The 13,177-nt window shown below is 53.8% G+C and carries 16 protein-coding genes; 5 read left to right on the forward strand and 11 right to left on the reverse strand.

The window, feature by feature from the left end; genetic code table 11:
- Positions 1–81: 81 nt before the first annotated feature.
- The 7 genes from PJE062_RS12810 to PJE062_RS12840 all read right to left on the reverse strand — a co-directional run bounded on the left by PJE062_RS12810 (position 82) and on the right by PJE062_RS12840 (position 5,057).
- Positions 82–507: an HK97 family phage prohead protease gene (locus tag PJE062_RS12810; RefSeq protein ID WP_008549761.1), complete on the reverse strand. Its 426-nt coding sequence runs from the start codon at positions 505–507 to the stop codon at positions 82–84.
- A gap of 25 nt (positions 508–532) precedes the next feature.
- Positions 533–715, reverse strand: coding sequence for a hypothetical protein (locus PJE062_RS12815; RefSeq protein ID WP_008549941.1), 183 nt, complete (start codon positions 713–715; stop codon positions 533–535).
- A 51-nt stretch (positions 716–766) separates the two neighbouring features.
- A complete protein-coding gene (locus tag PJE062_RS12820; protein ID WP_008549698.1) occupies positions 767–955 on the reverse strand; it encodes a hypothetical protein in 189 nt (62 codons plus the stop codon).
- The gene (locus tag PJE062_RS12825; protein WP_008549848.1) at positions 948–2,126 is read right to left on the reverse strand and encodes a phage portal protein; all 1,179 of its coding nucleotides are present in this window, start codon (positions 2,124–2,126) and stop codon (positions 948–950) included. The genes PJE062_RS12820 and PJE062_RS12825 overlap by 8 nt, the downstream gene beginning before the upstream one ends.
- Positions 2,127–2,345: 219 nt before the next feature.
- A complete protein-coding gene (locus PJE062_RS12830) occupies positions 2,346–3,632 on the reverse strand; it encodes a DNA-packaging protein (RefSeq protein WP_008549752.1) in 1,287 nt (428 codons plus the stop codon).
- The gene (locus tag PJE062_RS12835; protein ID WP_008549484.1) at positions 3,610–4,122 is read right to left on the reverse strand and encodes a hypothetical protein; all 513 of its coding nucleotides are present in this window, start codon (positions 4,120–4,122) and stop codon (positions 3,610–3,612) included. The genes PJE062_RS12830 and PJE062_RS12835 overlap by 23 nt, the downstream gene beginning before the upstream one ends.
- 455 nt (positions 4,123–4,577) lie before the next feature.
- Positions 4,578–5,057 (reverse strand): YcgN family cysteine cluster protein, encoded by a 480-nt coding sequence (locus PJE062_RS12840; protein WP_008549935.1) that lies wholly within the window; start codon positions 5,055–5,057, stop codon positions 4,578–4,580.
- A 165-nt stretch (positions 5,058–5,222) separates the two neighbouring features.
- Here PJE062_RS12840 and PJE062_RS12845 point away from each other — a divergent pair, with 165 nt between their 5' ends.
- From PJE062_RS12845 to PJE062_RS12855, 3 genes are read left to right on the forward strand one after another with little or no spacing between them, the layout of a single operon-like run.
- Complete coding sequence (locus PJE062_RS12845) at positions 5,223–7,460, forward strand: transglycosylase domain-containing protein (protein WP_008549630.1); 2,238 nt, start codon at positions 5,223–5,225, stop codon at positions 7,458–7,460.
- A complete protein-coding gene (locus PJE062_RS12850; protein WP_008549504.1) occupies positions 7,457–8,158 on the forward strand; it encodes a DUF1214 domain-containing protein in 702 nt (233 codons plus the stop codon). The genes PJE062_RS12845 and PJE062_RS12850 overlap by 4 nt, the downstream gene beginning before the upstream one ends.
- Entirely contained in the window at positions 8,155–8,745 is a 591-nt protein-coding gene (locus tag PJE062_RS12855) for an N- anchored protein (protein ID WP_008549767.1), read from the forward strand. Before PJE062_RS12850 ends, PJE062_RS12855 begins: the two co-directional genes overlap by 4 nt.
- Positions 8,746–8,753: 8 nt before the next feature.
- Here PJE062_RS12855 and PJE062_RS12860 read toward each other — a convergent pair whose 3' ends face one another.
- The gene (locus PJE062_RS12860; RefSeq protein WP_008549611.1) at positions 8,754–9,656 is read right to left on the reverse strand and encodes a hypothetical protein; all 903 of its coding nucleotides are present in this window, start codon (positions 9,654–9,656) and stop codon (positions 8,754–8,756) included.
- Positions 9,657–9,710: 54 nt separating this feature from the next.
- Entirely contained in the window at positions 9,711–9,911 is a 201-nt protein-coding gene (locus tag PJE062_RS26370; protein WP_157039162.1) for a hypothetical protein, read from the reverse strand.
- Positions 9,912–10,300: 389 nt separating this feature from the next.
- On the opposite strand from PJE062_RS26370, the gene PJE062_RS12865 reads away from it, so the two are divergent.
- Positions 10,301–10,957: a hypothetical protein gene (locus tag PJE062_RS12865; RefSeq protein ID WP_208982296.1), complete on the forward strand. Its 657-nt coding sequence runs from the start codon at positions 10,301–10,303 to the stop codon at positions 10,955–10,957.
- Here the strand turns inward: PJE062_RS12865 and PJE062_RS12870 are convergent.
- On the reverse strand, positions 10,946–11,317 hold the full coding sequence (locus tag PJE062_RS12870) for a DUF1491 family protein (protein ID WP_083416537.1): 372 nt from the start codon (positions 11,315–11,317) through the stop codon (positions 10,946–10,948). The two genes, PJE062_RS12865 and PJE062_RS12870, sit on opposite strands and share 12 nt — an antisense overlap.
- 29 nt (positions 11,318–11,346) lie before the next feature.
- Positions 11,347–12,225 (reverse strand): peptidoglycan-binding protein, encoded by an 879-nt coding sequence (locus PJE062_RS12875; RefSeq protein WP_008549993.1) that lies wholly within the window; start codon positions 12,223–12,225, stop codon positions 11,347–11,349.
- Between the two features lie 527 nt (positions 12,226–12,752).
- Between PJE062_RS12875 and PJE062_RS26540 the strand changes: the two genes are divergently transcribed.
- On the forward strand, positions 12,753–13,177 hold a 425-nt coding region (locus tag PJE062_RS26540; RefSeq protein WP_050773917.1), incomplete at its 3' end, for a DUF5330 domain-containing protein.

Raw genomic sequence — 13,177 nt, forward strand, 5'->3', positions numbered from 1 at the left:
ACTATTTTCCTTGAATTAGATAATAAAAAACTGCGGAGCCAAACGGACACCACAGTTCGTCGGTTCAGAATAAAAGGATCGTCAGGAGACGACGGTCAGCCGCGCAGATGGAAGCAGAGGGAACGTGACCAGCGAGATCTCCCAGAGATCGACTGCCAGTACATCCCGTCTGCCGGTTTTGCTGTTGCGCTGGGCGCGGCGGGTTTTGAAGCCAATGGACAGCCCATCCAAAATACCTGCCTGCACCATGGCAATGGCCTGTCTCCCCTGTGCGATCCCTGGATAGAGCAGCCCTTTGACAAAGAGGCCGATGCCGTCTTCCTGAATATGCAGCCACTTGCCGATGGGGTGTGCCGGGTCATGCTGCCAGAGCATTTTCACATCCGAGAGCTTTTGTTTTTGTAAGGTGGTGTGAAATGCACCTTTGCGCATAACATCCCCGCCCTGATCGCTCAGCTCAAACCGGCTGGCATAACCCTCAATGGCGATGGGGTGATCTGTGTTCAAATTGCTTGCCTCCTTTAGTGAACTATCAGTTGTTGTTTTTGTTAGTCCTGTTGATGCCTTCTGCCTTCGCCGCACGACGTTCTGCCAGCGCTCCGGCAAGGGCCTGCGTGAAGGTGGCAAAGGTTTGTGCTGGCGGTTCTGTGCGCCGCTCGGTGAGCTGTTGCTTTCGCTCCTCCGGTGCAGCAGCTGCTTTGTCATTTTGAGTCAAGAGCTTCCCTCAAACCATTTATGTCAGCTCAACATTTTCTGTGCGTATGTTTCAGACATCCATGCGCAGCAGTTGGTTGAGTTTTTCCAGTTCGCACATGAACTCCTCAAAGCGGCGATTGAACCGGATGACCTGTTTCAGTGCCCATAGAAGCATGGAGGTGGACGTGCCTGCCCAGGCACCAAGCACCACATGGGCAAGATCTCCTTTTGCGGCGAGTGCTGTCATTAACTCACTCATCCGCGCCCTCCGCGCCGTAGCCCACGGCCGTGCGTTTTTCATCGCGGCTGAGGAAGTCAGCGGTGGTGATGCGATCCCACAGTGCTTTGCGTTCCTGTGCCAATGCTTCGACAGCATCCAGATCCAACTCCAAGGTGATCTGCTCACTGTAAGCTCCCGAAAGCCAGTTGGAGAGTTCAGAGAGAACACGGGCAGCGAGTGGCACCACAGTCAGCCGCCAGAAAGCACGATTGGCCTCCTGATAATTGGCGTAGGTGTTGTCACCCGGAATGCCAAGCAGCATGGGCGGCACGCCGAAGGCCAGCGCGATCTCTCGGGCGGCCACGTTTTTCAGCTCGATGAAGTCCATATCCTTTGGTGACATGCCCATCTGCTTCCAATCCAGCCCACCTTCCAGCAACATGGGTCGGCCCGCATTGCGCGCACCCTGATAAGAGCTTTCCAGTTCTTCCTTGAGGCGGTGGAACTGGTCGTCGGTCATGTTCATGGCATCGCCTGCGCCATAGACTAGTGCGCCCGTTGGGCAAGCGGCGTTGTCCAGCAAGGACTTGTTCCAATCACCGGCGGCATTATGGATATCCAGCGCAACCTGCGCCGCCTCGATGGGGGCAAAGCCGTAGTGATCGTTAAGTGGGTTGAAGAGCTTGATGTGCAGGACAGGCTCAACCTTATCGCCCGCTACCTTGCGCAGCTCTACTTTGCGACCGGCCACCTGATATTCGTAGGCCTCCACCCAGCCCGCATCATCCACCAGCACCTTCATGCGATCAGGCCGCAAGGCGTGCAGCTCGCGCGGTTCGCCTTCCAGCGACACGGCCTCCACATAAGCATTGCCGGAGACCAGCAGGAAGCCGTAGAGCTCCTCCAGGAACGAGCGCCGTGTTTGTGTGGGGGTGGGCTGGTTCAGCAGGTCCATCAAAGGGTGCGTTTCCAGTTCCTCATCGCCAGCCTTGATAGTCAACGAGATATTCGCTGCACTTTCTGAAATGAGGCGGACACATCTGTAGGCGATAGTATTTCGTAAATATCCTTGATTTATAAGTGATTCATAGTTGCGCGGGGTCCAGACGGCCCCTTCACCAAACCGCATGAAGGCCACGGACTTTGCCCGTGATGCTTTCTGCTCCGCTGCTGGTGAAAAAACTGATTCAAGAAGTCTGCGTAACCCCATGAGATCAGAGTCCTTTTTGCTCTAACTTAATGTTTTGATTCAAGTAATCAGATCGCATAAGCAGCTGACTGTTCAGCCTGTCTTGAGAAACTGCTTTAGCTTTTGGCCTCGCGGATCTTTGTTCCGAAAACCGGCGCCCGCATTTCAGCAGTGCGCGCAGGTTTATTCCTCACAAACAGATTCAAGTTTGCGAGCTAACCTTTGATGCTATTGATGTTTTTAAAGATTGCGCAGGCGTGGTTTGCCTGTGGGGCGGCGGTTCAGTTCCGTGATCGCCCAGACCAGTGCATCGAGCCTGTCCGGCGATTTTCCATTGCTCAAACCACCAGAACCGAAATCTGCAAGTTCATCTTCCAATTCCGGAAACACACCGCAGTGGTGCACGCGGCCCTGCTCATACAGCAGCGCTACGGGTTCCGCCCTGCGGCGTTTGCTTCTAGTGGCGTGGACGGATTTGACGGGCACACTGGCATCCACGCCTTCGATCACCTCGCGTACCATTTCCCCGCCCTGATTAACCTCCGCCAGCAGGCAGTCTGCTTCCAACTCATGATAGAGCCGGATGGCCTGATCTGCCCATGCAGCGGGGCGCAGGCCCTGGGCGGTTCTGTCTCGCAGGACGAACAGTTCAGCTGCTTCCGTTATGCCTGCCGCGATGATGCCACAGGCATCTGCCGATTTGCCTGATGTAGCAGGCGGATCGATGGCAACGACGATGCGCTTGAGCTCTGGTACGTGGCGGACGCGGTTCATCTCGAACCATTTGCGGGCGAACAAGGCGTCTTCGCGGTCTTCGATCAGCTCACCATCCAGCTCCTGCCTGCCTAATCGGGTACCGCCGTATCGCTCTGCCATTTGTTGCAGGAAGGCTTCGGCCAGAAAGGCGGCGTTGGACTTGGTGCCCGCTTTTGTCACCACCACTCGCTGATCCTGCAGCAGCATTTTCAGCAGTGGAGTGGATTTTGGCGTTGTGGTCACCAGCTGCTGCGGCTGCGTGCCAAGGCGCAGGCCGAACTGGAGCATGTCGAACGTCTCTGTTGCATTGCTCCACTTGCCCGCTTCATCACACCAGGCCGCATCGAACTGTGGGCCGCGTAGGGCCTCCGGATCCTCAGAGGAGAAGGCCCTCGCAATTGCACCGTTGGGCCATTCCAGACGACGGCGCGATGGGTTCCACTGTGGCTTTTGGTTGGGTGGATGCACGGCGAGCAGGCCGGAAATTCCTTCGATCATCACCTCCCGCACATCCGCATAGGTTTGTCCCACAAGTGCAATATTGCCAGCTGGTGGACCTGCCCATGGCTCGCCCGCAGTCTTACCTCGCACCCATTCTACCCCTGCTCTGGTTTTGCCTGCACCGCGCCCCCCCATGAGCAACCATGTGGCCCAGTGGCCTTCTGGTGGGCGTTGATGGGCATGGGCAAAGACCTGCCAGTTATATTGAAGAAAGCTCAGTTCAGCTTGGCTCAGCGACGCGATGAACTCATGAAGTTTGCCCTGCGCCACACAAGCTTGCAATGCGCTGCGAAAGCTGTTGTCGCATCTGGTCATCACTCACCTCTTCCGTGTTGTCCGCACCATGGGCCTCTTGCAAATCAATCAGCATATCCAGCGTTTTGGCGAGGCTGGTGATTGCCTTTGCGGTGGCGTCCATCTCACCCGCTGCCGATTGTGGATCTCCGCTGAGCTTTTTCAGCTTGGCCTCCAGCGCGCTCACCTGTTTCTCAAAGGCAGTATAAAGACGAGCAATCAGGCGTTTGCGCTCTTCTGTTCCGGAGCTGGCCAGTTGCTGGGCCAGCTCCCACTTGCGCAGCCACCCTTCCCGTCTGATCTTGCTGGTGATGGTGCTGCTTGGCAGGCCAGTCTTGCGGGCGATATCAGCGATGGATATCGCCTCCTCTTCCACCATGCGGCGGACCACCTGCCAGACCTCTAACGGCACACGCAGCCGCGCTGCCTGTTCTTCATCCTCTTGAGGTTCCTGTTCCTCTGCCATCTCCCCTCCTTTAAATCAGCTCGCGTATCGTTCTCCGAAAACCGGCATCCACTTTTCGGCGATACGCTGTAATCAGGCACAAAAAAAGCCGCCCGTTGAAACAAGGAGCAGCTGGTCAGAACTTTAAAATGTCGTGCGATCAGAAAGCTGTAAGAGGCCTCGTCGGCGTCACTCACACTTTCTCTAGCATGCCAAAACCCTATCAAAACAGCGGTGCGCTGTCAAGATTATATTCCTAAGAGAAGCCACCCAAAGAGGCATGGACACTTATCCCCGTTTCACGTTAGGATCGAATTTGTTCAACTTTGAATAAAGAAAGCTGTAAGGCTTTGATGGGACACTTAAAAAAGCGCAGAGCAATGTGGCCCTGCGCTGGCTTTACAGTTTTTGAATTTCGACTTATTCCCGCTTCTCCCCTGTGGAGAAGTAATTGAAAATAAACGTATTTTGCAGGATCAGTCTCTGGTATATTCCTCATCAGGCCAGTCGACGAGATAATTTTCGAACTCTTCTGGCTCCATTCCATCTTCGCTGATGGTTTTGTCTTTTACGGAGATTCCAGCGTCATGCACGCTCTGCGGATCTTTGGAGACAAGCGGATGCCACCAGTACAGGTCCCTGCCCTCACGGATTAGACGATACGCGCATGTTGGCGGTAACCATTTCAAAGTTCTTACAGTTTCCGGCGAAAGCTGAACGCAGTCGGGCACGGTGTCGAAGCGCCGTTCATAGTTTTTGCACCTACATGTGGTTCCATCAAGCAGAGTGCACGCGACGTTTGTCCAGTAGATTGCGCCAGTGTCCCAATCTTCCAGCTTGTTCAGGCAGCAGCGTCCACATCCATCACAGAGGCTTTCCCATTCTTCATGGGTCATCTCATCAAGGGTTTTGGTCTGCCAGAAAGGGCGGTGACTCTCAGAGTTTACGGATACCATTTATGTCGTTCTCATTGCAAAATTCCGATGGGAATATCGCGAGTAGGTCATTTTGAAGCGTCTTCTTTTCCGAAATTTCGGAAATACGCTGCGCTTAGTTCTTCGGTTTGGTTCATTGTCCCCCTTGCGTATTCAGGGGTGTGACCGGTACTACGGGTAATCAGTTTGGAAGAGAACTCTGATAACAGCGAAAAGCAGAATGTCACGGAAAATTCTGCTGAAAAGGTGAAAAAAAAGGGTAAGGAGCGCTCTTTTACCCTTCAGGATCTATCCCAGCGCATGCTTGCAACCGATGCCTGGCTGGATTCTGCTTTGTGGCACACCTCCCAGTTTCTGGGTGTTTTCTTTCGCGAGTACTCCGCTTTCATGCGCCGCTTTTCGCTGCGCGGACCAGCCAAATACATCGCCGGCCTTGCTTCTGAAGGCCTGACCTACTGCGCCTTTGGTTTCCTCATCGTGCTGACCTTCGCTCAACCGGCCTTCAAGGCGACCGACCGCTCCGACTGGAGAACCACCTCCGATTTCTCCGTGAGCTTTTTTGATCGGTTCGGAAACCCACTCGGCAAACGCGGCATCTTGCTGAACGATAAAATTCCGCTGGACGAAATTCCCGACCACGTGATCCAGGCCACCCTTGCTACCGAGGACAGGCGGTTTTTTGATCACTTGGGAATTGACTTCGTTGGTACCTTCCGAGCCATGGTTGCCAACGTGAAAGCCCGCTCTGTTGTGCAGGGTGGTTCGTCAATTACACAGCAGCTCGCTAAAAACCTGTTCCTTTCAAACGAACGCACATTACAACGCAAAATCAAAGAGGCTTATCTCGCCCTGTGGCTTGAGATGAACTTGACGAAGCGAGAAATCCTCAAGCTGTACCTTGACCGAGCTTACATGGGCGCGGGGACATTTGGTGTGGCAGCGGCTTCCGAGTTTTACTTCGGCAAGGACGTACGCGAAATTTCTCTGGCAGAAGCTGCAATGCTTGCAGGGCTTTATAAGGCGCCGTCCAAATACGCTCCGCATAAAAACCTGCCGTCCGCCCGTGCCCGTGCCAATGAGGTTCTGACGAATATCGTGCAGGCTGGCTTCATGACCGAGGGACAGGTTATTGGCGCTCGCCGCAACCCGGCAGAACCCGTTGACCGGACAAAGAGCCAGGCACCGGACCATTTCCTCGACTGGGCGTTTGAAGAAGTGAAAGACCTTGCTGCGCAGTACCCAGAGCTTAGTAATGACAGGGTTATTTCCGTTCGCACCACTCTTGATCCGGGCTTCCAGCGCGAAGCAGTCAGCCAGATCGAAAGCATTTTACGCCAGTACAGTGATCGTTACGGTGTAGAAGAAGCGGCACTGGCAGCTATCACCACTGAAGGTGCCGTTCGCGCCATGGTAGGTGGCCGTGATTATGATGAAAGCCAGTTCAACCGTGCAACAGATGCGCTGCGCCAGCCGGGCTCTTCATTCAAGCCGTTCGTTTACATGGCAGCGTTCCTGAACGGGTATGAGAGCGAGAGTGTTGTCCCCGATCGTCCGATCAGTATTGGCGGCTGGAGTCCGCGCAATTATACCCGCGGTTACGCTGGCCCAGTGACGCTGAAAACGGCGCTCACAAAGTCCATCAACACCATCCCGGTTCGTCTGGCACAGGCCATCGGGCGCGATAAAATTGCGACCACTGCTTACATGATGGGCATCAACAGCGAACTGAAAATCACCCGTGCGATGCCGCTTGGCGTTTCTGAAGTGACGGTTCTGGACATGGCAAGCTCATATGCGTCCTTCGGAGCTGGCGGGAAGAAGGTTGACCCTTACGCGGTGCTGGAGCTGCGTAACTCCAAGGGCGAGCTGCTTTACAATCACGACCGCGATGCAGGCCCTTCACTTAGAATTCTGCCATTTGAGAAGGTGGCCATGATGAATGATGTGCTGGTCAACGTGGTGGAACGTGGCACAGGCCGCCGTGCACAGCTGGAGGGGATTACGGCTGCGGGCAAGACCGGCACCACACAGGCTTACCGCGATGCGTGGTTTGTGGGGTACACAGGCAATCTGGCCGCCGCTGTCTGGTTTGGCAACGACGACTTCTCCTCCACCCGCCGCATGACCGGTGGCAGCCTTCCGGCTATGACCTGGGGCAACTTTATGAAGTATGCGCACCAGGGGCTGGAGCTGAAAGCTATGCCCGGTGTGGAGCCACCTGAAGGCAAGGACGTTATTGCCGCCAATGGTCTTAGTGATGTGGAAGTGACCGGCCCACCGGAGCTGCTCAACAGAACTTCACAGCAGGTTCTGGAAGCGCTGGGTGAACGACTGCGTTCGCTTCCATTCAATAGTATTTCTCAGTCAAACGTGCAGGCTCAGCTGGGGTCTGGCGCTCAGGCGGATGTGACTTATACCCGATGACACACACCCCTCACATGCCTTTGGTGGCGGTTCCTGAACCGGAAACCACCCAGATTTATGATGCTGAAACCTCCTGGCAAAAGCCTTGGCCTCACATCTCGCCATTGCTTTACAAAGCGCCCTTCTTCTCGTTCGGGCCGTTTTTATTCTCGATCCTCATCGCACTGGTTGTGGGGATAGGCAGCGCTTATCTCTCTCTAAACCGTGGCTCTCCATTCAGCGCACTGGAAAGTGGCGTGTGGGTTGCTCATCCGCATGCAGGCACGGTGGACAGCGATCCTTACAGTACGGCGATCTTTGCGCGGACGGGCCGTGTTCCACTTGGCAGCGGTGAAGGCATTGCGTTTTACGCCGCTTTTGATGACAGCGGACGAGCGCTAGACCCCCAGTGTAACTACAGAATTGCCGGCAGAGTGCCTGCTACACGGCTCTGGACGATCACCGCGCTGAACAATGCTCTGGAGCTGCTTGCGACAGATGCGGGGCGTGCATCCCTGCACAGTCATGGCATCCTGACGGATCACACCGGTGCGTTTGCTATTCAGGTTTCTCCTGAAGCACGTCCGGGCAACTGGTTGCCGACCGGGGGGAATAACGGGCTGGTGTTTGCCATGCGGCTCTACGATATCCCCTATACGACGGGTGCCGGTTTGAGCGCTCCTGTGATGCCTGCTGTTGAACTGGTGAGCTGCAAATGAATGACTTCCTGAAAAAGCTGCAGGACCTTTACATCTCCCCACGCTGGATTTTGTGGGGCTTTGGCGGCTTGCTTGTTGCGGGGATAATCCATGTGGCGATTGTTCTGAGCGTGCCCGCTTACGTTCCTCATTCCCCTTATGAACGTGTTGGTGATTTTGGCGCGGATCGCAGCTTCCAGATGTTGCCGCCAATCCTGCCGCGCAGTGAGCCACTGCCGGACCTTGATCCATCTATGCGCCATGCGATCTGCCGTTATTCCCTTGAAAATGGCCCACTGATCATCCGCACCTACGCCCCCTCTCCGTTCTGGTCTCTCGGCCTGTTTAACGAAAAAGGACAGGTGACTTACAGCCTCAACGACAAGACCTCTGAGGGCGAGGCTGTACGCATGCTGGTGCTGACACCGCAGCAGCTCTCTATCCTGCGTGAGAACCCACCTGAGGATCTTGAGGAGATGATTGTGGTTGAGACGAATGAGCTAAAGGGCTTTGCCCTGTTCCGCGCGTTTGTGCCCTCCAATGCGTATCTGCCGCAAATCTCAGAGGCATTGCGCTCTGCGACCTGTTCAGACTTGCCGAGAGTTTAACCGCGAGGTTATTTCTGCGGTGCGGCTCGTTCCAGTCCCCAGCCGGAGAAAATGCGGGATGGTCGCTCGACCTTTTCCGGCTTCCCTTTGACTTCCGCGTAGCATTTGGACGGCAGCTCTTCGTAAGTACGGCGGAGCTGCTCGTAGCCTTTGCTGGCGTCCCAGATCTGCTGAGCTGACGGGGTTTCCACTTCCAGCGCGTTGATGGCGATCTGGTAGGCTTGCAGGCGTCGTCCGGTGGCGCGCAGGACCCAGTCCACGAATGACTTGTTCTCGCGTACCCGCGCCTTTACGCCCGTTGCAAACTCTGGATTGACGTCCTGTTGGCGGTTCAGAGCTTCCAGCCGTTCATGGTCGCTGACAAGAACCTGCCGCGCGATCTGGCAGAACGGCAGCAAGAGCTTTTGATCAGACTTCATGTCATCGATTAACCGGGTATAACGTGTCTCGCTGGAACGGTATTTATCTGAGCGCAGGTAGACGTAATAGTTGGCCGGATTGACTGCAGCATATGGATCATTCAGAAACCCCTGCCGCTGCAACTGTGCTTTGTTCGCTCCAATCCAGTCCTCAGAAGCCGGTGGTACCACAAGTGTCCAACCACGGTCCCGCAGCTCTTTTTCCTGATCGGTCAGATTGAGGTTGGAGACGTCTTGCTTTTGGGAGTAGCGGTAGAGCATTCCCAGATCTTCAGCAACACGATCATGCAGGATATTGGGTTTGGCCCGGCCAAAATCGCCCGTAGGTTTGGCACATGCGCCCAGCAGCAGGCTGGTTGAAGACAGGACCAGAAGAGTGGTCGCTAGGGCACGTTTGGGGCGCATTGGTGTTGCATAGCGAACTGCATCACGAATTAGATATGCAAAGTTATCCCCCTTGCCCATCAATTCTGATTTCCCGATTTCGCCCATGACTCATTTCCCACTGCCAACAGCAATGGAGATACAGGCAAAAAACGTGAGAAGCTAGTCCCTCTCGTATTCCGAGTGTTCTTCTACAACACGAATAGTACCCATCCGCTTGCGGCAGGTCAGTCCGGACGGCATCTGATAGACACCGGGAAAGATATGGATCTGAGCAGATGAAGCCTGTCGATCATAAGCGCGGCGTATCTGCAAAGGCTGCCTTCGCGAGCGCTCGGTGACTAGATCATGAAGTGTACCCATCGTTTGTCCTCTGGCACATTTACCGGTCAATCTCTTGGTTCTTCCAGCCTCCAGTTAAGCGGAGTTTCAGTTAATGAGCTGTAAAGCATTTGCCCCTAAATTTAGCTAGTAATTCTGTTCGATGTCATATGCGCCGCCCCGTATTTCTGGCGGAAGCGAAAAACATCGATGAATCAATTGTTTTGCGTATACAGGTTCCTTCACTCATGGAAGACAGGTCTCAACTCTTAATTGCAGCAACAGAGGCTTTTGCTCAAACCGGCCATTCTCATGCAAGCTCTCATATGTATGAAGAGTTAGCGCTGCAGCACCTGTCATCGGTCTCTGCGGCCAGTCGACTGAAGGTAGCGCACCTGTTGTGCCCGATCTCTCATGCTCCGGAGGCCGTGATGAAAGCACTTGCAAATGACCATGACCAGATGATCGGAGAGTACGTTGCTCTCAATTCCAAGAGCAAAGTTACTCCTCTGCACCCTGCAGCACCTGCAGATGAAGCTCAGGATGATCTGGTAGACCTCTTTCTGGAAAGGGCACCGATTTCCTCCTTCGCGGATCTGAAAGAGAGCCTGACAGATCCTGACGCTTCAACAGACGTTATTGAGCCGCTCTCTGAAGAAGAGTGCTTTGAGTTGAGCCAACGCGGATTGAAGTACGGGCACACCAGCATGGTTGGCCAGCTTGCGCATACTTGTCGGCTCACACCGGAACAGGTGCACCAGTGCTGTACGCATACGAACCCTGACGGATTTATAGTTATGCTCGTCGGGCTTGGATTTTCTTCCCGTATGCTAGATCAGCTGCTTGTACGTTTTTGGGGAACACTCGTTGATACTGATCGCATGAGAGATCTGCAAAAAGCTGCCATTGGCGTGAACAAAAAGCTTGCGCGACAGCTCATCAGCAGTTGGAGTGGAACGGTTGGTCAGCCACGCTATCACAGCATCTTTGAAGCAACTGAGACGGTTGTTCGCGAGCTTAAAGCGCAAGGCACATCCTTGACGCGGCCTTCTCATTATCATGCTGAGCTTGCAACACTAAAAGCCTGAGAACAGATCCTCAGGCCCCGGCTCTTTCGGTAGTGACAGGAAGCTGCGTGCTTCCTTATCTTCCACTTCAACGACCCAGAAGTCAGGATCCATGCGTTCTTCGCGTGTGAGCTTGGATTCAATATCCTCTCGGGATGCCTTTTCCATCAGGCATTCGAATTCCCGATCCAGTGGCTTTTCTTCATCAAAGAAAGACTGCGGCGCAGGACCGTAGAAGTCATATGTGGAATCCAAGCGATCGACAATGATGAAGATGGCTCCAGCTTCCTGCGCCCCTTTGCGGCGAACACCAGCGAACGCACCTTCTGCAAAACAACGGCGCGTGTAGGCTGCGACCCAGAACTCAGAGGTTACTCGCATCAGATTGTCTTTCTTCTTGAAACTGCTGCTTAAATCCGCGTGCCACTGACTGCGGCGAGCTTGGAGAACAAGGCTTCACTCATCTGGCCATCCACTTTCAACGCATTATCACGCTGAAAAGCGGCGATTGCGGAAGACGTTTGTCCGCCAGGAATACCGTCAATAGTGAGCGGGCCGTATCCCAAATCAGCCAGAGTTTGTTGAAGCTTCTTGATGCGCTCTGTCATCACATCGGTCTGGCCAGACACCTGAGTCAGATTAGAGCCACCTTGCGTTAGGGCCTGAATCTGCTCAGGACTTGCGCGCGGAATAGGGATTTCGGCACTTTCAGCAGCGGACGCATTGGGGGACGGAGTGAAGGCATCAAAGTCCATGGTCAAGCGCGCAAGCAGAGCTTCGGTCACCTGACCGGTTTCGCTCATGGCGCGTTGTCTTTGGTAGGCACGCACAGCGCGTTCTGTCGCCGGACCGAACTGACCATCCAGACTGCCGGGATATACGCCGAGACGGCGGAGTTCTTTTTGAACTTCAGCCACAAGCTCCTGTTGCTTCAACCTCTGCGTCGCTCTGACGAGCTCTGAACTGTCCAACTGACTTTCGGAGACGCGCGTTGCCATGATTGGAGATGGGTGCTTGGTGTCTTGTAGGAAGGCGGCATTGACTGCAATGAGTGATGCCATACCAACAAACGCCATAAGGACGAGTGTTGACAGCTTGCTCATGCCTGCCGACTTTTTGGAGGCAGCATTCGCGACGGCAGCATGGTCAACTTCACCATTCTCATAAAAAACGCCGTCTTCATCGTAGTGCACGTGCATCTGGTACTCACCATCTGGCTGAGCTTGTGCTGCACCCGCAGGAACCGCAGCTTTTCTCGCTTTTTTGCCGTTTGGCTTTCGCCCCACCATTAAGCACTACCTCTTTCAACGCTTTTTTGTGTTACCAGTATTGTCAGCAACTACCAATTCTAGCTGGTGTATTCCTGAGGAGTTAGAGATATCGCCCTCCTCTTTACAAGTCCACTTTGAATAGGCCGCTGCCCACCGAGAACCATCATAAAACCTTGGGTTAAATTAGGCTGAGTTTCGGTTTTCCAGTCCTTCTGTTCCTATCAAGTTTTGCTTAAAGAAACGCTTATTAGCCGCACAGGTTGAACTTCAAATGACATGTTTCTCTGTCTTCGCGTGAACTTAACTGCCCCAGCGAGAAATTTTATTTACTGCCTGTTAATTATATCTCAGCTTCCCCAAAGTCTGTGTAGACGAGAAATACGCATAAAACTCAGCAGGTTCTCAATTTAAATAAAATTTGATTCAATTTTATCGAGAACAATATATGTTATATTTGAGAGTAAACCCTATGGTTTCAATAAGTTAAGCGACTATGTAAAAGTTACCGGCCTTTTCGGCGTGATTGAAACCTTTGGGCGAAGCCAATGTTCTTTTTGCTTAGAACTACATTTTGGATTGGACTTGTTCTCCTTCTGCTCCCTATCGGGACCGGAAGTGATGAGGACGCGCCTTCCATCGGGATCGTTCAGGTCTACCTTGCTGCGCAGTCTACAGTGCAGGATCTGGGTGGCTTTTGTGATCGCAACCCGAACGCCTGTGAGATGGGAAGTTCAGTCATTACGATCGTTGGATTGAAAGCCAAGGAGGCTGCCCGGCTGACCTATAACTATCTCAGCGACAGTGATAGTGAAGGCCTTCAGCCAACCCAGTATGCAGCCCTGCCTTCCGCTCAGGACGCTATTGAAGCGATTCCGTTTGATGAAGTTGCCGCTGGTCAGCTTCTGCCAAGCCTGAACAGTGCTGCAGATGAACCTGTCCACTCTGGTGCGCTCACCTCTGAGGATCTTGA

It is taken from the genome of Pseudovibrio sp. JE062, from assembly GCF_000156235.1.
GTDB lineage: Bacteria > Pseudomonadota > Alphaproteobacteria > Rhizobiales > Stappiaceae > Pseudovibrio.

Excerpts from the sequence above, each read along its gene's own strand:
- PJE062_RS12820 (WP_008549698.1), bottom strand. The coding sequence starts at position 955 with ATGAGTGAGTTAATGACAGCACTCGCCGCAAAAGGAGATCTTGCCCAT.
- PJE062_RS12825 (WP_008549848.1), bottom strand. The coding sequence starts at position 2,126 with ATGGGGTTACGCAGACTTCTTGAATCAGTTTTTTCACCAGCAGCGGAG.
- PJE062_RS12835 (WP_008549484.1), bottom strand. The coding sequence starts at position 4,122 with ATGGCAGAGGAACAGGAACCTCAAGAGGATGAAGAACAGGCAGCGCGG.
- PJE062_RS12840 (WP_008549935.1), bottom strand. The coding sequence starts at position 5,057 with ATGGTATCCGTAAACTCTGAGAGTCACCGCCCTTTCTGGCAGACCAAA.
- PJE062_RS12850 (WP_008549504.1), top strand. The coding sequence starts at position 7,457 with ATGACACACACCCCTCACATGCCTTTGGTGGCGGTTCCTGAACCGGAA.
- PJE062_RS12855 (WP_008549767.1), top strand. The coding sequence starts at position 8,155 with ATGAATGACTTCCTGAAAAAGCTGCAGGACCTTTACATCTCCCCACGC.
- PJE062_RS12860 (WP_008549611.1), bottom strand. The coding sequence starts at position 9,656 with ATGGGCGAAATCGGGAAATCAGAATTGATGGGCAAGGGGGATAACTTT.
- PJE062_RS26370 (WP_157039162.1), bottom strand. The coding sequence starts at position 9,911 with ATGGGTACACTTCATGATCTAGTCACCGAGCGCTCGCGAAGGCAGCCT.
- PJE062_RS12865 (WP_208982296.1), top strand. The coding sequence starts at position 10,301 with ATGAAAGCACTTGCAAATGACCATGACCAGATGATCGGAGAGTACGTT.
- PJE062_RS12870 (WP_083416537.1), bottom strand. The coding sequence starts at position 11,317 with ATGCGAGTAACCTCTGAGTTCTGGGTCGCAGCCTACACGCGCCGTTGT.
- PJE062_RS12875 (WP_008549993.1), bottom strand. The coding sequence starts at position 12,225 with ATGGTGGGGCGAAAGCCAAACGGCAAAAAAGCGAGAAAAGCTGCGGTT.